Origin of the sequence: Hydrogenophaga sp., assembly GCF_051860785.1 — a bacterium.
Lineage (GTDB): Bacteria > Pseudomonadota > Gammaproteobacteria > Burkholderiales > Burkholderiaceae_C > Hydrogenophaga.
Window position 1 is genome coordinate 381,095 of the sequence record NZ_JBIMLB010000002.1, and the last position, 18,193, is coordinate 399,287.

Sequence of the window (18,193 nt, forward strand, 5' to 3'; positions counted from 1 at the left end):
GCGCCCCGGCCTCGACCGGGACGCTTCGCTGGAGGGAGAACCGCCCATGACTCGCACCACGACCAGCCGCCCACGCATGGCGGCAATCTATGCCTCTGGCACGGTACGCGCCCGCCGCTGGCATGGTGAAGGCGACGTGCGCGGCTATCGTCCGCCCTCGGGCTGGACGGCCCGCGCCGACCTCACCGACATTCATCCCATCACGGGCCACGCCTTGCCGCGTGCCGTGTGATGGCTCATCGAGACAAAGGAGTAACCGCGATCAGCACCGCGCCCAGGCCGTTCCGTCCGGGGCGCGGTGGACGCAAAATCCGGGCGCGGCCACTGCCGCGCCCGGTGGTCAAGGTCAACAGCCGAATCAGAACGCCGCCGCCTTCGCGCTGGCTCAGGCGGTGGCGTTGAAGGCATCGCTGTAGTGCGCGATGCCTTCCGGCACTGTCCCATGCAGGGCCAGCGCCATGAAGTAGCCGGGCGGCACGCCCGGCAGTTGCAGGCCCGCATGGGCCTGAAAGCCAAAGCGCCCGTAGTACGCGGGTTCTCCCAGCAGCACGCAGCCTGCGGCCCGCATGGCCCGCAGTTCGGACAGCGCCTGTTCCAGCAGGCGCGAGCCGATGCCGTGCCCCTGCCTTGGCGGCAGGACGGAGATCGGCCCCAGCCCATACCAGCCCACGGCCTGCCGGCCTTGGGAATCGGTGATCGTGACCGGGGACAGTGCGACGTGGCCGACGACCTGCCCATGTTCCTCGGCCACGATGGAAAGCGTCAATTCATTGGCTGCGCGCAAGGCGCGCACGATGAATTGCCTGGTGTGGCTGGTGTGCGGTGCATTGGCGAAGGCGGCGATGGTCACGGCCTCGATGGCGGCAATGTCATCTGGGGCTTCGTGTCGGAGTTGGATGGTCATGGTGTTCTGCGTTCCCTGTTCAAAATGTAGAGCGGCCTGGGCGTGTCGGCGCTTTGCGCCGCCGGGCTTTCGGGCTGCGCCCCGTGCCGACTTCGCCGTCACGGCCATTCGGCTTCAATCCCTCACGCTTTCGCGCCTGCGGCGCTGCGCGCTTCGCTTGCCTCCAGGGGAAAGCCCTGCGGGCTATCCCCGCCGCGCGATGCTTGGCGCCCCTCGATACCGCCGAACCGGCCTGAGCCGGATCGGCCCGGCCAGCGCCCCGCCGCGATGGACGGGGCGGGGCAGGTACGCCGTGGCTTGCTGCGGCAGGTTGCACGAAAGCGTGCAGTCCTCGACGCTGGCGGTTCGTTCTTCAGGCGTCACGAAGGCGGGTTCACGGACACGCCGCTTGGCCTTGCGGGGGCTTCCATGCCGCGCCTTCGGGGGAGCCGCCGCAAGAGAGTAGGGCGCTTTTCCGCAGTCGTTGGGCATGGCCTTGGCAGTGTCAGGGGGCGTGCCACTGAATCCGCCAGGCGGGATGCCGAGGTGGCCATGCTCCTTTCGGGGGCGGGTCGGCCCAAGGCGTCCTGTCTGTTTGTGAATCCTGGCGATGGCCGGGCTTCGATGGCCGCAACCTTGCAGCCCAAATAATTTCCCCTGCGCTGCGCGCATTCCTCGCGAGGCAAATTATTTGGGCTTCCAGGCGCTCCACTGCGTTGCGCCCGCAAGCGGTGCAGCCAGCCCGTCCCCCGCCGGCCGGATCACAACAGGACGCGATGGGCGCGAACCTGTTTCAACCGAAAGGAGATTCATCATGGCAACCATCGGCAACTTCACCGCGGACAAGGAAGGCTTCAACGGCACGCTGCGGACCCTGACGCTCAACGTCAAGGCCAAGCTGGTGCCCAACGACAAGGGGGAGAGCGAGAAAGCCCCGGACTTCCGCGTGCAGGCGGCCAGCCACGACATCGGTGCGGCATGGAAGAAGACCAGCGAGGCCGGGCGGAACTACCTGTCCGTGACCATCGACGATCCTTCGTTCCCGGCGCCGGTCTACGCCCGTCTGATCGAGGGCGAGGACGGCACACACGACCTGATCTGGTCGCGCAGCAAGCCGCAGGCGGCGTAACCGCCGCAGCGCCCCGTCAACATGGCGGGGCGCAGTGTTGCTCGCGCAGCGCTGCATCGACCAGCGCGGTCCATGTCGGGTTGCTTCCCTTTGCGCTGAGTCTGTGGCTTCAAAAGGAGCAAGGCGTGTCGGCGCACAGCACCGCCGGGCTTTCGGGCTACGCCCCGTGCCGCCTTCGCCGTCACGGCCATTCGGCTTCAATCCCTCACGCCTTCGCGCCTGCGGCGCTGCGCGCTGACGCTTGCACTCCAGAGGAAAGCCCTGCGGGCTATCCCCGCCGCGCCGGGCTTGGCGTCCCTGGATACCCCGAACCGACTGCGCCGGATCGGCTAGGTAAGCGCCGATGCGCGCTATGGCGCATCGCCTTGCCGCGTCACGGCCTCCAGCTCCTGGCGCACCTGCGCCAGGAGCCGCTCGACCCGCCGCATGTCATCGCCAGCATAGGCCAGCGTTAGTAGCGTGAGCGGATGGACCTCCATGACCTCGCACAGCTCGGTCAACTTGCTGAGGGTCGGGCTTTTCAGATCGCGCTCCAGCGAACTCATGTAAGTGCGGCTGGAGACATTGGAGAAGGCTTCCTGGCTCAAACCCCGCGCCTTCCTGATGGTCTTCAACGCCTCCGACAACGTGTGCTTCGCTCCCAACCTTGGATCTCCACCAAAATCCAAGATGAAATCCGATTGCGCCCTATAGGGCTACAATCTATAGTGTTCATTGATGCGCTTTCTCGGTTTTCCGCCTTCACGGAAACCCACTTGCGCTGATTCCCACAGAACCGTAAAACCGCATTTGTGCCTTTCCCCACATGCGTCGATGCGGCTTCGCGCTTTCACGCTTCCGCAGATTCGTCCAATAAAGGGGCCGCCCATGAACCGACTCATCACCGAGGACGAACGCCGGCAGCTCCTGGCCCACGGCCAGGGCCGCGCCGCGGGTCAGACCATCGACCCTTGGCCTGTGGTGCGGCTGTTTACCCCCGATGCGCATGCCACCTGGCTGCTGGCTGCGCTCGACCCCGCCGATGACGACACGGCGTTCGGCCTGATCGACCTGGGGTTGGGGATGCCGGAACTGGGTCAGATCAAGTTATCCGACCTTGCGTCCATCGTCGGGCCGCGCCAGCAACCCGTGATGCGAGATCGGTTTTTCAAGGCGGTGCGTCCGCTGTCGGTGTACCTGCGGCTGGCACAGGAGGACGGAACCGTCCCTGATTAACTCGGCCGTATTGAGACTATTTTTGTCACGCTCAAGACCCATCAGGTCTTAGTCTGTACCGTTGCACCAAAACGGTTCGGCCCTGGCGCGAAAAGTCATGATGACCGACGCGGCTTGCTTCAGTGTGGGCGCTTGCAGAGACCATTTGATCTCAGGCACCGCAGTAGCTTTCAGACGATTCGAGCAATGTACCCCATGTATATCGTCTTGACACAAAAGTTACGCCCCATTCTGCTTTTTTTGCGATTGGATTCTGTGCGGTAGTGGTTGCACGGTGTGGCCTGTGGCTCCTGCATTCGACCTAGGAGCTTGCGCCATGACCGACCATCCAACCGAGCCTTGGTATCCGACAGCCGCGTATCTCTACGTGCTGCACCTTGACGGCCCGCAATTAGCCTGGGAGTTCCTTCGCAGGAATCCAGACTACCGGCTCGACTGGCTGCGTCGTCGCCGCAGGCCGAACGCAGCACAAGGTTGGGGTCTGCGTCTGATGGAAGACCCGGCCCTGGACGCGCGTGACGCGCATCCAGCCTGGTTTCCCGACCATGACGGCGTGCTCCAGGTCCACCCCGACGCGGACGCGCCGCCGGATGCCGGCGCCTTCGAGTTCTGGAACGTCCCCGGACGCAAGCACCTGGTCCACGACGGCAAGCGCCTCGTGTTGACCGCGCATTGGCCTGGCTGCTGCGCGCGCCTGGTTCTCGCGCCGGGTCTTGCCGATGGCATGGCCTGTCTCTATGCCAGGCGCTCTTGCGCCACGCCCTGCATCCACTACCGTGCGCTGGCAACTGCACTTGATGCGCTGACCGCCGCGTCTGTGGCCGTACCCGTGGCGGCGGTCCGTGCCCGACCCACGCCTGCGGCGCTGCAAGAACTGCACACCCTGCAAGCGCTCGACGCGGTCCTTGCGGGCGCGTCCTTGCGTCAGGTGGCCGAAGGGCTGTTCGGCGCTGATGCGGTGGCCGACTGGCACGCCGATGGCGGCCTGCGCTCGAAGGTGCGTCGCCTTGTGCAGCGCGGCGATGCGCTGATGCGCGGCGGTTATAGCCGCCTAGCACAGCTGCCCCCGCTTGAGAAGGGTCGTTCTGCATCCAGCGCAGATCGGCCCTGAGCAGGAGGGCTTCGTTTTCTGAGACTGCCTCCATCCGGTTGCGCTGTGCGGCCGGAGCTTTGACACCGATGGAGGTTCACACCATGCGTCCTGCTCCCTTGCGGCCTGCCGCCGCTGCCGCAACTGTCTCGACCACGGCCGCGCAGCCGCAACGCTATCTCACCAACGACGAAGCCGCAGACTACCTGCGCCTGTCGCCGCGCACGCTGGAGAAACAGCGCGTGTTCGGTAGCGGCCCCAAGTTCCGCAAGTTCGGCCGGCGCGTCATGTACGCCGTGGCCGACCTCGATGCCTGGGCCGCCGAGCGCAGCTTCGACAGCACGTCCGATCCCGAATACGCCGAGCACCATGCGGCGGACAGTCGTGCGCGCTGACCGCTGGCGCGCGGATGGCCTTCGCCCTGTCCAAGCCATCGCAGGAGCGCGAACAGCTCGACCTGTTCCGCGCCCTGCCGGGCGACATGGCGCCGCGCGACAGCCAGGACCTGATGGCCTTTCCGTTCTTCTCGCTGGCCAAGTCGCGGCGCACAGCGCCGATCGACTTTCGCGGAGGGAACGTCACGATCCGCGTGGAGGGCACGGCCGAGCATGGCATTGCCACCATCTGGGATGCGGACCTGCTGATCTGGGCGGCCAGCCAGATCGTGGAAGCGCGCGACGCGGGCCTGCGCCCGTCGCGCCTGATGCAGGCCACGCCCTACGAGATCCTGCGCTTCATCGGGCGGGGCACGTCGCTGCGCGACTACCAACGCCTGAAGGCGGCGCTGGACAGGCTGCAATCCACGACGGTGGCCACGTCCATCCGCGAAACCACTGGAAGGCGACTGCACCGCTTCTCATGGATCAACGAGTGGAGGGAACTGGCCGATGCCCGCGGCACGCCGCTGGGCATCGAGATGATCCTGCCGGACTGGTTCTATGCCGGGGTGATGGACGAGGCCCTGGTGCTCACCATCGATCCGGCCTATTTCCGGCTGACCGGCGGCATCGAGCGCTGGCTGTACCGCCTGGTGCGCAAGCACGGCGGGCGCCAGGAAGCTGGCTGGCAGTTCGACTTCCAGCACCTGTACCGCAAATCGGGCAGCGTGGCGCGGTATTACGACTTCGCGGCCGACCTGCGCGCCCTGGTGGCGCGGCAGGCCTTGCCTGGCTACCACTTGCGCATCGAGCAGGTGGCGGGCATTGCCTCGCCGTTGCTGATGTTCCGGCCCGTGCCGTCCGCGGCACGGGGATAAACGGTGCGTGGCCTGTGGACGGGCTCGTGCTATCAGGCAACAAAGGTATCGTGCTATCAGGCAACGAATCCTCGTGCTATCAGGCAACAAAATCGGCCGCAAAGCCAATGCTGGCGCGGATTTCGGCCTCTCTTAACTTTCCTAACTCAAATTCTCTAACTGGTAGTAGAGGCGCCGCGCCACGGTGGACAACCGCCAGGCGGCACGATGCGCGGCGGAGAAAGACCGGCTTTCCAGCACGGAGGGCCGCGCCATGATCGTCGCGCTGCTCAACCAAAAAGGCGGCGTGGGCAAGACCACGCTCGCCACGCACATCGCCGGCGAGCTGGCGATGCGCGGCCAGCACGTCGTGCTGCTGGACGCCGACCCGCAGGGTTCATCGCTGGACTGGACACAGCGCAGAAGCCAGCAAGGCTTGCCACGGCTGTTCAGTGCCGTGGGCCTCGCCCGCGAAACGCTGCATCAGGAAGCGCCAGAACTCGCCAGGCGGACCGATCACGTCGTCATTGATGGTCCACCCAGGATCGCTGCCTTGGCGCGCTCCGCGCTGCTGGCGGCCGAGCGCGTGCTGATCCCAGTGCAGCCCAGCCCCTACGACCTGTGGGCCAGCGCCGAGATGGTGGCGCTGATCCGCGAGGCGCAGGTGTTCCGGCCGCTGCTCCGCGCGGCCTTCGTCATCAATCGGCGCGTCAGCACCACGGTGATCGGGCGCGAAGCGCGCCAGGCGCTCGCCGACCAGCCGCTTCCTGCGCTGCGCTCGGAAGTGCATCAACGCATCGTGTTCGCCGACAGCGTGGCCGCTGGTCGGCTTGCACGCGAGACGGCACCGGACAGTGCCGCCGCCCGCGAAATCACCGCGCTGGTGGACGAACTGCTGCGGTGGCCGACATGACGGCGAAGCCACCGATACGTGCAAAGCGCGTCGGCATCGGCGCGCGTCCACCCGCGAATCCGCACGCCGAGGCGTGGATTCGCCAGGGCGATGCCGATGCGCTGGGCAAGGGCGACCTCTACACGGCTCGCCTGACCCTCGACATCACGCCCGCCATGCGGGCGCGCATCAAGGTGTCGGCCTTCACGCAAGGCGTGACCGTGGCCGATCTGCTGCGCGGCCTGCTGGAGCGCGAGTTTCCAGAGAACCGCAGGGAGAACACACCATGACTGCATCCGCTTCGCCGGCCTCCGCACCTGTTGCCATCGCGGCCACGGCTGCACTCGCAGCGCCTACCGGCCAGCCTGCCAGCGCGCCGCTGACGCGCGTGGCGCTTGCCTACATCGAGGCCCGTTTCAAGCTCTACCTGCGCTTCGGTGAACCCGCGCGCACCCTCCAGCTCGACCGCTGGCGGCGTTGCGCGGTGTTCCTGCCGGGCGCCGTGTTCTGCCGCATCCGCTGGCAGGCTAATGACTACGGCACCGTGCGCTGGCAGCTCATGGTCATGCAGGCTTGCACGCCGCTCGATGCGGCGCAGCGCATCCCCGGCGTGCAGCCGGGCGCGCGCTTGCTGCTGCACGCCGAGGGTGAAAACCAGGTGCGCGCCGTGCTGGAACGCATCGACGCCATCGAGGCGCTGGGCATCGCACCTGTCGGTGCCTCGCCCGCGTACTGGCGCACGCTCGCCAACCGGCTCGCTGCGCGCCTGCCGCTGCCCGAATACACCGCCGAGCGGCACGCCGCATGGCTCATCGGGAGGGCGCTGCCATGAACGCCGTTTCGACTACCGGCACCGCGCCGCGTCCTCGCTCGCGCCTGCGCGCTCGCATCGTACTTGCGGGCCTGTCCGCCTGCGGCCTCGCTGCGCTGGCCTGGGCGTCCTTCGTGCATCCGCTGCCGCGCCTGATCTACAACCCGTCCGATAGCGTGGCGGTCGGCTGGTATCGCGTCGATCCACTGGGCCACGGCACCGGCTCGCTGCCACGTCCTTTGTCCGTGGGCAGCATCGTCCTGACCACGCTGCCGCCAGAGGCTGCCGCGCTGGCTGCGCAGCGCGGCTACCTGCCGGCGCGCGTGCCGTTGCTCAAGCGGGTGGGCGCGATCGCGCCGCAGGAGGTGTGCATCACTGGTCGCACCGTCCGCATAGACGGCGTGCCTTCGGCCGCCGCGCTGCCTGCTGATCGCTGGGGCCGGCTGCTGCCATCCTGGCAGCAATGCCGTCGCCTTCAACCCGGCGAACTGTTCCTGCTCAGTACGACCAACCCGGCGTCGTTCGACAGCAGGTATTTCGGGCCGGTCAGCGCATCCGCCGTGATCGGCGTCGCGCATCCGGTCTGGCTGGAGTCACGCCCATGATGGCCGCCGACTCGCTGCACGTTGCCGTGCATCTTGTCGTGCCATCGGGCATGTCGTTCTGTTGGCCGTCGCCGTGTCGTCATGCGTGCAGTGCAGGTGCATTCGCACCGCACTTCGCGCTGCCTCCGGCGCAGCCGTCCCGTGTGCAGGCGTCTTGCCTCGAACGCGCCCGGCCTATGGCCGTCGCCGCGTTCGCCGGCGCGCTGGCTGCTCACGCAGCAGCGCCGCCGGGCCGCCGCTGCCCGGAGCGTCAGAGAGGGGCAAAGGCGGAAGGCAAGACAAAAGGACGCGGCACCGGGCCGCGTGGAAAGCCAGCCTGCACGTGGGGTTGGCGCAGCACGGAGCGGCTTCGCCGCCGTGCCGCCTGTGGCGCGAGGCCCGCGCCAATGCAGGCATGTCCGCGTGCTTCGCACGACCGGACACGCCAGAGCTTGCAGAGGGCACAGCCATGACCGACCGCCGCGACGACGATTTCCGCATCCGCCCCAGCGCCCCGAAGAACCGGGGCCAGGGCTTCGTTTCCAAGGTGCTCAAACAGGCGGGCAAGGCCAGCAGCGGCAAGTCCTCGGTGCGCCGTCGTGGGGCGGCTGGCGGCGCCGGGAGGGGCACCGGCCAGCGGCCCGGCTCGCGCCTGGGACGCGGCCACACGGCAGCGCGCTTCGCCAGCGCCAAGCTGACGCCCATGTCGCGGCGCGTGACCATCAAGACGCTGCTGGTCAACCAGCGCCAGGCCAGCCCGCAGTCGCTCGCCAAGCACCTGCGCTACATCGAGCGCGACGGCGTGGGCCGTGATGGCGAGCCGGGCCAAGCCTACGGGCCGCAGACCGATGCCGCTGACCTCGACGCCTTCAAGGAACGCTGCGCCGACGACCGGCACCATTTCCGCTTCATCCTCTCGCCCGAGGACGGGGCCGAGTTGGAAGACTTGCACACCTACACGCGGCACCTGATGGGCCGCATGGAGGCCGACCTAGGTACGGGCCTTGATTGGGTGGCCGTCAACCACTGGAACACCGACAACCCGCACACGCACATCGTCGTGCGCGGGCGCGACGACACCGGCAAAGACCTCATCATCGCGGGCGAATACATCGCCGATGGCTTCCGCCGTCGCGCCGCCGAGCTGGCGACCGAGTGGCTGGGGCCGCGCACCGAGCTGGAGATCCAGCAGACCTTGCAGCGCGAGGTGGAGCAAGAGCGGTGGACGAGCCTGGATCGCACCCTGCAACGCGAGGCCGGTGAGGACGGCCGAGTGCAGATCGAACGCTTCAACGAACCGCGGCTGCAACGCCAGCGCCTGTTGCTGGTTGGCCGGCTGCAACGCTTGCAGCGCCTAGGCCTGGCCGACGAAATGCAGCCGGGCACCTGGGCCGTCCACGCCGACGCCGAAAAGACCCTGCGCGCCCTGGGCGAGCGTGGCGACATCATCCGCACCATGCAGCGGGCCATGCGCGGCGAGCCGCGCGAGCTGGCGGTGTTCGAGCCGGGCGACGACGGCCGAACCATTCTCGGCCGCGTGGCCGCAAAGGGGCTGTCCGACGAGCTGCGCGACCGGGGCTATCTGGTCATTGATGGCGTGGACGGCAAGGCCCACTACGTCGCGCTGAACGCCCGCGACGAGCTGGCGAACTATCCGGCCGGCGCCGTGGTGGAGGTGAAGGGATCGGCCGACGTGCGCGCGGCCGACAAGAACATCGCCGCGCTGGCTAGCGATGGGCTGTACCGCACCGATCATCACCTAGCGATTGAGCAAGGCCGAGCCAAGCCCGGCCGTGATCCGCAGGAAGTCGTTGCGGCCCATGTCCGCCGCCTCGAAGCTCTGTGCCGGGCCGGCATTGTGGAGCGTGTGGCCGAAGGGTTATGGAAGGTGCCGGACGACCTGGCCGAACAGGGCCGCCGCTACGACGCGCAGCGCCTAGGTGGCGTGGCCGTGGAATTGAAATCGCACCTGCCCATCGAGCGGCAGGCGCGCGTGATCGGGGCCACCTGGCTGGATCAGCAGTTGATCGGCGGCGGCTCGGGCCTAGGCGACCTGGGCTTTGGCGGCGAGGCGAAGAACACCCTGCAACAGCGCGCCGACTTCCTGGCCGAGCAAGGGCTGGCCGAGCGGCGCGGGCAGCGCGTGATCCTGGCGCGCAACCTGCTGGGCACGCTGCGCAACCGGGAACTGGCGCAGGCCACCAAGGACATTGCCGCCGAAACCGGCTTGGAGCATCGGCCCGTGCTCGACGGCCAGCGCATCGCTGGCATCTACCGGCGCTCCGTCATGCTTGTCAGCGGGCGCTACGCGATCCTCACGGACGGCATGGGGTTCAGTCTGGTGCCGTGGCGGCCTGTGATTGAACAGCGGCTGGGACAGCAACTCGCTGCGACGATACGTAGCGGTGGGGTATCCTGGGAGGTTGGGCGGCAACGTGGGGTGTCGGCGCCGATTGAACTTTGACCCCTCAAGGTCTCTGCGAGTGGCTACTACGCTTGGCTTAATAGATCGCCGTCGAAGCGAACGATCGACGACGCGGTGCTGGCGGAGCGAATCCGAGCCATCCAAGCCGAATCCGACGCGACCGATGGCATGCCGCGCGTACGTGCCCAACTTGGTCATCAGCGGCAAGCGCGTGGTGCGGCTGATGCGCATGAACGTGATCCGAGGCGTCAGTCGGCGCTGAGGCTTCATCGTGATCACACGACGCGACGAGCGCCAACGATCGGCGCCCGATTTGGTCAAACGCGAGTTCATTGCTAGCGGCCCGAACGAGCTGTGGGTCGCCGACATGACCTACGTGCCCACCTGGGCGGGCTTCATCCTTCCCGACCGTTGTGCCGGATGTCTGGAGTCGGCGCATTGTCGGCTGGGCAATCGACGACGCCTACGACAACGCGATGGCCGAAGGTTTCTTCGCGACGCTCGAATGCGAACCGATCGACCGGTGCAGTTGGCAGACCAAGACTGAAGCCCGACTGGCGCTGTTCACCTACATCGTGAGCTGGTACAACCCGCGCCGGCGGCACAACGCCTTGGACAGGTCTCACCGGCGACGTTTAAAAGAATCTTCAACGCAAGTGCACGCAGCCGCCTCGTCTCAAACACGACGCGACCACGCCGCCGGTGACAAGTCTTCGTTGCACACTATGGAGTCCAGATCGCGGGGCTTGGCGGTCCGGGCCTGAATGCTCCGCTGCGGGCGACTCTTCGAATATAAAAAGGGGCTACCGATAGCCGGAAATGGCAAACCGCCGCGCACTTGTCCGATTCTCCAAGCCTCAGGGGCACTTCCAGGGCTGCAAATTGAGGGCACTCACGCAGCCTATGGCCCGAGACTGCGACGGGCTGAATCCGGCGAGGCTAGTGGCGGACGGTGGAGAAATGGGATTCGATGGTTTTGACGAGCGCCACCATGGTCTGGTTGGCGCTGGCGTCTAGGCCCAGTTGCGCGCTGCCGCGCACGATCGCGGTGTTGAAGCTGTCGATTTCGGTGAGCCGTTTCTGGCGCAGGTCGAACACCACGGATGGGTAGTGCTCGGCCGAGGCCTTGGCCACTTGCTGCAGGAAATCGCGTGCGGCGGCCGCTGCCAGCGGTATCCCGCGCGCGCGGGCGAGCGCCGCAGCCCCCCCCCGCTGCTGGTTCGATGGCGGCGATCCGGAGCGTACGCTCCGCAGCGCTACCGCTATGTCTTCGGCCCCAGGGGCTTCATCGCCGCCGCCCTGGACATGGCCCGCACGTCTCAAACTCGTTGAGAAGCTCGGTTTCATTTTTACGAATCGAATTCGCAAATCCAGTCTGTACGACGCCAAGTTGACCAATGACAATTCAATTGGTGCCGAAGTGGATTCGTTTTACGTAGAACACCGGAGTGGAGTTAAAGAATTGTCGAATTTTGACGCGTTGCGCCAAACAAGAAAAGACTAAAAGTAAATTAACCCCAGGAGACAAAATGAGCAAAAAATTCATTGAGCAATATGGGCTGTGGACGGACGTCCAGAAGGCTGCGGCCACCGAGGTACTAAAGCAAGCCGAGAAAGCGGGTTTGCAGATGGTGCGCCTGTCCTGGCCTGATCAGTATGGCCTGCTGCGCGGCAAAATGCTTTCGATTGCCGCCCTCAAGTCGGCTTTTGCCAGCGGCTCGGAAATCACGATGGCGCCGTTCTTCTTCGACACGGCCAGCGCCATCGTCTTTAACCCGTTTTCGACCGATGGCGGTCTGGGCAGCGCCGAACTGGCCGGCAGCCCCAACGTGGTGATGGTGCCCGACCCCACCACCTTCCGCATCCTGCCTTGGGCCGACCGCACCGGCTGGATGCTGGCCGATCTGTACATGTCCAGCGGGCGTCCGTTTCCTTTGAGCCCACGCGCCATCCTCAAGAAGGCACTGCGCGAGATGGAGGAGCTGGGCTATGACTTCCAGGCCGGGCTGGAGGTGGAGTGGTACTTGACACGTATTGTCGATCCCTGTCTGGAGCCCGCAACCATCGGCAGCCCAGGCACGCCTGCAGCGCCGCCCAAGGTAATGCCTGTGGCCAAGGGATATTCCTACCTCCTGGAAAACCATCTCGACGAGGTGGAGCCCATCATGGCTGAGGTGCGGCAGCACCTGCTGACCCTGGGTATGCCCTTGCGCAGCATTGAGGACGAATGGGCGCCGAGCCAAATGGAGACGACCTTCGACGTGATGCCCGGTCTGGACGTGGCCGACACCATGGTGCTGTTCCGCAATGCGGTCAAGCAAATCTGCAAGCGGCGTGGTTATCTCGCCAGCTTCATGTGCAAGCCCGCCATTCAGGGGTTCTATGCCTCCGGCTGGCACTTGCACCAATCGCTCACGGGGCGCGAGACGGGCGTCAATGCTTTCATTCCGCAGCCGGGCGAGCCGCTGTCGGCCTTGGGGCGGGCCTACGTGGGCGGCATGCTGGAACATGCCTGTGCGGCCTCGAGCTTCACCACGCCCACGATCAACGGCTACCGCCGTAGACGCCCCTTCTCGCTGGCGCCAGACCGCGTGAGTTGGGCCAAGGACAACCGCGCGGCACTGGCGCGCGTCATCTCCGCACCGGGTGACTCGGCCAGCCGAGTGGAAAACCGCGTCGGTGAACCGGCGGCTAACCCGTACCTGTACTTGGCCTCGCAGGTCTTTTCGGGCATCGATGGCATTCGCCGCCAGCTCAACCCTGGGCCGCTGCAAGAAACCCCATACAACGCTGATGTCGCGATTCTGCCGCACAACCTGTCTGAGGCGCTGGACGTGCTGGAGCCCTCGACTTTCTTCCGCGCGGCTTTCGGCGAGGAATTCATCCGCTATTGGCTGCATCTGCGCCGAAGCGAATGGCAGCGCTTTGTCGCCGCCGAGGGCGAAGTGGACATGGCGGGCGACCTCGTGACCGAATGGGAGCACCGAGAATATTTCGAACTGTTCTGAAAGCAGCTCATGAAAAAATATGCCGTGATTTGGTGCACCGACGTTTCAGGCGATGTGGAATTGCAGGGGAAGATGATTTCCACCTTCGGCCGGGAAAACGAACAGTGGGAAATTCTTTACCCAGCGCAAGAACAATTTCTTGAACGGGCGTTCGGTTACGCGGGCTACGTGATCAGCGGCAGCCCCATGTCGGTGGTCGAAGATGCCGATACGCCGTTGGTTCGCAATCTCCTTGCATTTGTGCGCGCTGCCGCCCAGCGCGGTGACGTCCCGGTGGTCGGGTTGTGCTTCGGTTCCCAGGCCATCGCCGCCGCGCTAGGCGGACAGGTGCAGAGGAATCCGTCCGGCGAGTTCAAGCTCGGCGTGGACCGCCTCGACTGGAGCAACCAGGCCCTGGCGTTATTTGGCCCGCAGATCGCCAGCGACCGTACGGTGCTCGTGCAAAGCCATGGCGAATGCGTGTCGCGACTGCCAGCGGGCGGCGTGGCCCTGGCCTCGTCAAAGAGCATTCCACACGAGGTTTTCCTGGTGAATGGTCAGCTCCTGGGCATACAAGGTCATCCGGAGGTGGACCGCCAGTTCCTGCAGCAGAACTTCATGGCCTACCACCGTGCGCTGTTCGACGATGCCCAATGGGAGCGCGTGCAGCACGAGGCGCAGCAAGCGCTGGACCCCGCGCTCGCCATTGCGCTGGGCCGCCGGCTGCTGGACGACGGATGCCTGCCGTTGGGCATCACCACTCCGGCGATGGGAACGGGTCGCGAAGCCCAATGCCAATGAATCAACCTCCCCACGAGACATCACCGATGACAAACGCCAAACTGTCGGTCATCTCCCGTTTGCCGGTCTCCGCTGGCGCCTGGGACGACCTAGTGCAGCCTGATCGCGTGCACCGCCGCCTCTATACCGACGACGGCATCTTCGCTCGCGAGATGGACAACATTTATGCCGCCACCTGGGTCTATCTGGTCCATGAGAGCGAAATCCCTGAGCCCAATGACTTCAAGCAGGCATGGATTGGCGTACGCGAACTGATCGTCACGCGCGACGAAGAGGGCGCCATCCGTGTCTTCTCCAACCGCTGTTCGCACCGCGGTGCGAGCGTCTGCCGCGAGCATAGGGGCAACGCCACCGACTTCACCTGCCCCTACCACGGGTGGCGTTTCGACAACCGGGGTCAGTTGTTTGGAGTCCCGGGCAAAAACGCTTACGGCTCGGGTTTCAAGGGGCGCGACATGCACTTGGCGCGGCCGGCGCAGGTGGCCTCGTACAAGGGATTCGTGTTCGCCACCCTGAATCCCGACGCGCCGCCGCTCGAAGAGCACCTGGGCAACGCCAGGCGCTACCTGGATGCCTGGATCGACCACAACGGTGGCGCCGCCAACCTGCGCCTGGTGGGCGCGCAGCGCTTTCGCCTGAGCTGCAATTGGAAGCTGGTGTGGGACAACGCCGGGGATGGCTACCATGTGCCGTTCTCTCACCAGTCGCTGCTGATGATGACCAACGAGCGCTACGGCGGCGGCGACATGGCGTACTTTGCCGACGCCGACCGCTCCAAGATGAGCAACAGCGCGCTGGACAATGGCCATTCGGTGATTGACCAGCGCCCCGAGATGCACGGCGAGTCGGCCTGGAAGCAGCAGCGCCCGCAACCCGGGCGCGAGCCCTATGAGAACTACGTCGCCGCCACCTACGGGGAGCAGGCCCAGCGCGTGCTCGACACCACGGTGGGCGCAGGCATGAACCTCAACATATTCCCCAACTTGGCGCTGATCGGCAACCAGGTACAGGTGATCCAGCCGCAGGCCGCCGCAGTGACTGGCGTTTACTGGTACGCCACCCAGCGCAAGGACGTGGACGCCGAGGTTAATACCCTGCGCCTGCGCACCCAGGAGGACTTTCCAGTGATGGGCGAGATGGACGACGCCGCCAACTTCGAGGAATGCCAGCGCGGCCTGGCCAACAGTCCCGAGGACGAATGGGTGGACATGAGCCGGCATTACGAGACGGGAAAGGACGTATTGGCTGAGGACGGCATCGTCCGCGGGCCGGTAACCACCGACCTGCACATGCGCAACTACTACGCACAGTGGAAGCGACTGATGAAGGACGAGCCCACCCTGATCATGAGCAAGGGGAAACTGGCATGAAAGTCGCCACGTCACCCGTCACGCCATCCGACAAAAGGTCGCCCGAGTACCGACACCAGCCGCCCTCGCTATATGTGGTGGCCTCGTTTTACGACTGGCTGGTGGCGGTGTCCGCCGACTTGGCCGACGCTGCCGTGCGCGTACCCGGCGCCGTGGAAGCAGTGCGTGAGGGCGAGATCGCCCGTCTGCTGACGCTCGAAGCGCGTCTGCTCGACCAAGGGGCTCACACTCAGCGGGCCTACAGCCAGTGGCTGGCGCTGTACACCGAAGAATGCGCCTACTGGGTGCCCGCTGGCGCGCCTGCCGCCGACCCCCGCCAAGCTGTCACGTTGGAGTTTCACGATCGCCGTCGCTTGCTCGATCGGGTGGCCCGTCTGGGCACCGGCCTGGCGTTCTCGCAGTTTCCGACCTCGCGCACTGCGCGGCAGTGGAGCGGGCTGGAAATCTGGCCTAGTCCGGACCGTGCGGACGAATGGCGTGCACGCTACAGCTTCACTCTGGCCGAAGCGCGTGAAGGCCACAGCCGCGTGCTTGCAGGCTGGAACGGCTTCGTGTTGCGTCAGACCGAAGATGGACTGCGCATCGTGCTCAAGCAAATCAACCTGCTCGATGGCGAACGTCCGCAGGGTAACAACTCCTTCTTCCTGTGAAGGCGGCGGTATGGCGACCCGAGCACATTCCCTCACCATCACCGGCGTTGAGCCGCAGGGCAGCGATGCCATTCTTCTGAGCTTGGGTGGGGAAGTACTGCACCAGTCACAGTTCGGTTTTCGGCCCGGTCAGTACCTGACGTTGGCAGCCAAGGTGCAGGACGACGAGCACTGGCGCTGCTACTCCATCACCAGCGAGTCGGGGCTCGGCCAACCAATCAGTGTGCTCGTTCGGCGCGTGGCAGGCGGACGCGTTTCCAACTGGTTGTGCGACCATGCTCGGCCCGGCCAGCAGCTTCGGGTATTTCCGCCAGCCGGGCACTTTACTCTGGCGCGGCCGGGGCAGGCGGTGCTGCTGTATGCCGGCGGCAGCGGCATCGCGCCAGTGTACGCTCTGGCGCGCGAGGCGCTAGCGCAGGGTGCGGCGCGCGTGCGGATGTTCTATGCCAACCGCGACCGCGCCACCACCATGCTGCTGGCCGAGTTGCAGGCGCTGCAGGCGGGGGCCTCTGGACGTCTGGAGATCGAGTATTGGTACGACGCCGAGAAGGGCTTGCCCGAGCCGGCTGCTTTGGTCGAGCAGGTGCACGGGATGGAGTCCGGCGATGCCTACCTGTGCGGCCCCGAGCCCTTCATGCGCGCCGTCAATAGTGCCCTGGACACCGCAGGTTTCGACTCCCGGCGCATACACCAAGAGGACTTTAGCGCCGCCGTGGACGGCTCTGAGGGCGTGCCTGACTGTGGCGGTCCCGAGGCCATGCTCACAGTGCAGATGAAGGGTAAGGCCCATAACGTTCCAGTGCAGTCCGGCGAACTGCTGCTCGCCGCCATGTTGCGCGCCGGTCTGCCCGCGCCGCATGCTTGCCGGGTCGGTGAATGCGCCTCCTGCATGTGCCGGCTGCAAGCCGGCGAGGTGCAGCGGCTCGAAAGCTCCGTGTTGGACGCGGACGATGTGGCCGACGGCTGGCTGTTGGCCTGCCGCTCGCGCGCGGCCAGCCCGGAAGTGCAGATCCGCTTTTCCTGACCGTACATCCATCCACAGGCAGCCGCAAGCCACCCAAGGAGCTCTCCCACCATGACCCGAGATGGCACCGCCTCCCCGCCCTGGGACTTGATCCGGGCTTTCCTGGCGCTGCAGCGTCACGGCAGCTACGAAGTTGCCGCAGACCTGGAAGGCATCGATGACTCAACGCTGCGCCGTCGCATCCGTCAGTTGGAGCAGCACTTCGGCCGTGCCCTGTTCGTGCGCGCCGAGAGCGGCTGGCGTGCCTCGGCCGACCTGCAACCTCTCATCGCCACGGCTCAACGCATGGAGGAAGCGGCGCGCAGCTTCTGCCAGGACCATCAGTCAGGCATCGGCACCATCCGCATCAGCGTGATGGATGTTTTCGCGCAGCGCTTTGCCCCGGTATTCGCCGCGTTGAGCGACAAGTATCCCCGGCTGGTTTTCACCCTCACCACCGAGGCACATTTCGTCAACCTGGAACAAGACCAAGTGGACATCGCCGTGCGCCTGGCACGCCCGGAACGCAACAGCAACTCGCTGCGCGTGCGCAAGCTGGGCAACGTGCCGGTGGGCGCCTACGGGAGCCGAACCTACCTCGCGGGGCACGCCGACGCCAGCGCGCGCGAGCCAGGCGAACACGAGCATCAGTTGCTGGCGATGAATCTGCAGTTCTTCCACCAGGACCACGACTTCATCTATGCCCAAATGGACTGGGCCCACTTCGGGTTGGCCGGCCGGGTACATTTGCAGTCCGACAGCTTTGCACCGTTGGCGCGGCTGTGCGCGCTCGGCCAGGGTCTGGCGCTGCTACCTCGATTCCTTGCAGCCGAGCATCCGCAACTGCTAGCACACCCGGCCGATGTCTTCGTCAACACCGAGCTGTGGTTGGTCAGCCGTTTTGACATGCACGCCGCCTGGCAGCGCGATCTGGCCGATCTGCTGCAGCTTGAACTCGCCCGGTGGCCGCAATGAGCCCGGCCATGTTGACTGCCACCCTAGTCCACTCCCAGCACGCCGTGGTCATCACCCAGACCGGCGAGAGTTACCTCTGCGTCGGGAACGAGAGCCTGCTCAAAGGCATGCTGCGGCTGGGTCGCAAAGGTATCCCAGCGGGCT

20 protein-coding genes and 1 pseudogene are annotated in these 18,193 nt (G+C 65.8%); 18 read left to right on the forward strand and 3 right to left on the reverse strand.

What is annotated here, in order from left to right:
• The first annotated feature begins 46 nt into the window (after positions 1–46).
• A complete protein-coding gene (locus tag ACTIF6_RS04905) occupies positions 47–232 on the forward strand; it encodes a hypothetical protein (protein WP_439586884.1) in 186 nt (61 codons plus the stop codon).
• A gap of 153 nt (positions 233–385) precedes the next feature.
• Here the strand turns inward: ACTIF6_RS04905 and ACTIF6_RS04910 are convergent, their stop codons facing one another.
• A complete protein-coding gene (locus ACTIF6_RS04910; RefSeq protein ID WP_439586885.1) occupies positions 386–904 on the reverse strand; it encodes a GNAT family N-acetyltransferase in 519 nt (172 codons plus the stop codon).
• A 793-nt stretch (positions 905–1,697) separates the two neighbouring features.
• Between ACTIF6_RS04910 and ACTIF6_RS04915 the strand changes: the two genes are divergently transcribed.
• Positions 1,698–2,012: a DUF736 domain-containing protein gene (locus ACTIF6_RS04915; protein ID WP_439586886.1), complete on the forward strand. Its 315-nt coding sequence runs from the start codon at positions 1,698–1,700 to the stop codon at positions 2,010–2,012.
• Positions 2,013–2,362: 350 nt separating this feature from the next.
• On the opposite strand, the gene ACTIF6_RS04920 is transcribed toward ACTIF6_RS04915, so the two are convergent.
• Positions 2,363–2,656 carry a helix-turn-helix domain-containing protein gene (locus ACTIF6_RS04920; RefSeq protein ID WP_439586887.1) on the reverse strand — a complete coding sequence of 98 codons (294 nt, stop codon included), beginning with the start codon at positions 2,654–2,656 and terminating at the stop codon, positions 2,363–2,365.
• A gap of 223 nt (positions 2,657–2,879) precedes the next feature.
• Here ACTIF6_RS04920 and ACTIF6_RS04925 point away from each other — a divergent pair, with 223 nt between their 5' ends.
• From ACTIF6_RS04925 to ACTIF6_RS04970, 10 genes and pseudogenes are all read left to right on the forward strand, one after another.
• Positions 2,880–3,227, forward strand: coding sequence for a DUF2958 domain-containing protein (locus ACTIF6_RS04925; RefSeq protein ID WP_439586888.1), 348 nt, complete (start codon positions 2,880–2,882; stop codon positions 3,225–3,227).
• A gap of 316 nt (positions 3,228–3,543) precedes the next feature.
• Positions 3,544–4,338, forward strand: coding sequence for a DUF2285 domain-containing protein (locus ACTIF6_RS04930; protein ID WP_439586889.1), 795 nt, complete (start codon positions 3,544–3,546; stop codon positions 4,336–4,338).
• Between the two features lie 83 nt (positions 4,339–4,421).
• Positions 4,422–4,712 carry a helix-turn-helix transcriptional regulator gene (locus tag ACTIF6_RS04935; protein WP_040435228.1) on the forward strand — a complete coding sequence of 97 codons (291 nt, stop codon included), beginning with the start codon at positions 4,422–4,424 and terminating at the stop codon, positions 4,710–4,712.
• Between the two features lie 14 nt (positions 4,713–4,726).
• Positions 4,727–5,572, forward strand: coding sequence for a replication initiator protein A (locus ACTIF6_RS04940; RefSeq protein ID WP_439586890.1), 846 nt, complete (start codon positions 4,727–4,729; stop codon positions 5,570–5,572).
• Positions 5,573–5,825: 253 nt separating this feature from the next.
• On the forward strand, positions 5,826–6,464 hold the full coding sequence (gene parA / locus ACTIF6_RS04945; protein WP_019372864.1) for a ParA family partition ATPase: 639 nt from the start codon (positions 5,826–5,828) through the stop codon (positions 6,462–6,464).
• The gene (locus ACTIF6_RS04950; RefSeq protein WP_040435555.1) at positions 6,461–6,733 is read left to right on the forward strand and encodes a hypothetical protein; all 273 of its coding nucleotides are present in this window, start codon (positions 6,461–6,463) and stop codon (positions 6,731–6,733) included. Before parA ends, ACTIF6_RS04950 begins: the two co-directional genes overlap by 4 nt.
• A complete protein-coding gene (locus tag ACTIF6_RS04955) occupies positions 6,730–7,275 on the forward strand; it encodes a DUF2840 domain-containing protein (RefSeq protein ID WP_439586891.1) in 546 nt (181 codons plus the stop codon). The genes ACTIF6_RS04950 and ACTIF6_RS04955 overlap by 4 nt, the downstream gene beginning before the upstream one ends.
• Positions 7,272–7,859 (forward strand): S26 family signal peptidase, encoded by a 588-nt coding sequence (locus ACTIF6_RS04960; protein ID WP_439586892.1) that lies wholly within the window; start codon positions 7,272–7,274, stop codon positions 7,857–7,859. The genes ACTIF6_RS04955 and ACTIF6_RS04960 overlap by 4 nt, the downstream gene beginning before the upstream one ends.
• 448 nt (positions 7,860–8,307) lie before the next feature.
• Complete coding sequence (locus ACTIF6_RS04965) at positions 8,308–10,302, forward strand: relaxase/mobilization nuclease domain-containing protein (protein ID WP_439586893.1); 1,995 nt, start codon at positions 8,308–8,310, stop codon at positions 10,300–10,302.
• Positions 10,303–10,305: 3 nt separating this feature from the next.
• A pseudogene (locus ACTIF6_RS04970) lies at positions 10,306–10,877 on the forward strand (IS3 family transposase); the annotation flags it as partial.
• A 325-nt stretch (positions 10,878–11,202) separates the two neighbouring features.
• Here the strand turns inward: ACTIF6_RS04970 and ACTIF6_RS04975 are convergent.
• Positions 11,203–11,610: a ketopantoate reductase family protein gene (locus ACTIF6_RS04975; protein WP_439586894.1), complete on the reverse strand. Its 408-nt coding sequence runs from the start codon at positions 11,608–11,610 to the stop codon at positions 11,203–11,205.
• 101 nt (positions 11,611–11,711) lie between these two features.
• Between ACTIF6_RS04975 and ACTIF6_RS04980 the strand changes: the two genes are divergently transcribed.
• The 6 genes from ACTIF6_RS04980 to ACTIF6_RS05005 are packed head-to-tail and all read left to right on the forward strand — an operon-like array spanning position 11,712 to position 18,049.
• Complete coding sequence (locus ACTIF6_RS04980; RefSeq protein WP_439586895.1) at positions 11,712–13,271, forward strand: glutamine synthetase family protein; 1,560 nt, start codon at positions 11,712–11,714, stop codon at positions 13,269–13,271.
• 9 nt (positions 13,272–13,280) lie between these two features.
• Complete coding sequence (locus ACTIF6_RS04985) at positions 13,281–14,051, forward strand: type 1 glutamine amidotransferase (RefSeq protein ID WP_439586896.1); 771 nt, start codon at positions 13,281–13,283, stop codon at positions 14,049–14,051.
• A gap of 26 nt (positions 14,052–14,077) precedes the next feature.
• Positions 14,078–15,421 carry an aromatic ring-hydroxylating oxygenase subunit alpha gene (locus ACTIF6_RS04990; RefSeq protein ID WP_439586897.1) on the forward strand — a complete coding sequence of 448 codons (1,344 nt, stop codon included), beginning with the start codon at positions 14,078–14,080 and terminating at the stop codon, positions 15,419–15,421.
• Positions 15,418–16,071, forward strand: a complete 654-nt coding sequence (locus ACTIF6_RS04995) for an aromatic-ring-hydroxylating dioxygenase subunit beta (protein ID WP_439586898.1) — start codon at positions 15,418–15,420, stop codon at positions 16,069–16,071. Before ACTIF6_RS04990 ends, ACTIF6_RS04995 begins: the two co-directional genes overlap by 4 nt.
• Positions 16,072–16,081: 10 nt before the next feature.
• Positions 16,082–17,095, forward strand: a complete 1,014-nt coding sequence (locus ACTIF6_RS05000) for a 2Fe-2S iron-sulfur cluster-binding protein (protein ID WP_439586899.1) — start codon at positions 16,082–16,084, stop codon at positions 17,093–17,095.
• 51 nt (positions 17,096–17,146) lie between these two features.
• Positions 17,147–18,049, forward strand: a complete 903-nt coding sequence (locus tag ACTIF6_RS05005) for a LysR family transcriptional regulator (protein ID WP_439586900.1) — start codon at positions 17,147–17,149, stop codon at positions 18,047–18,049.
• The last annotated feature ends 144 nt before the right edge of the window (positions 18,050–18,193 follow it).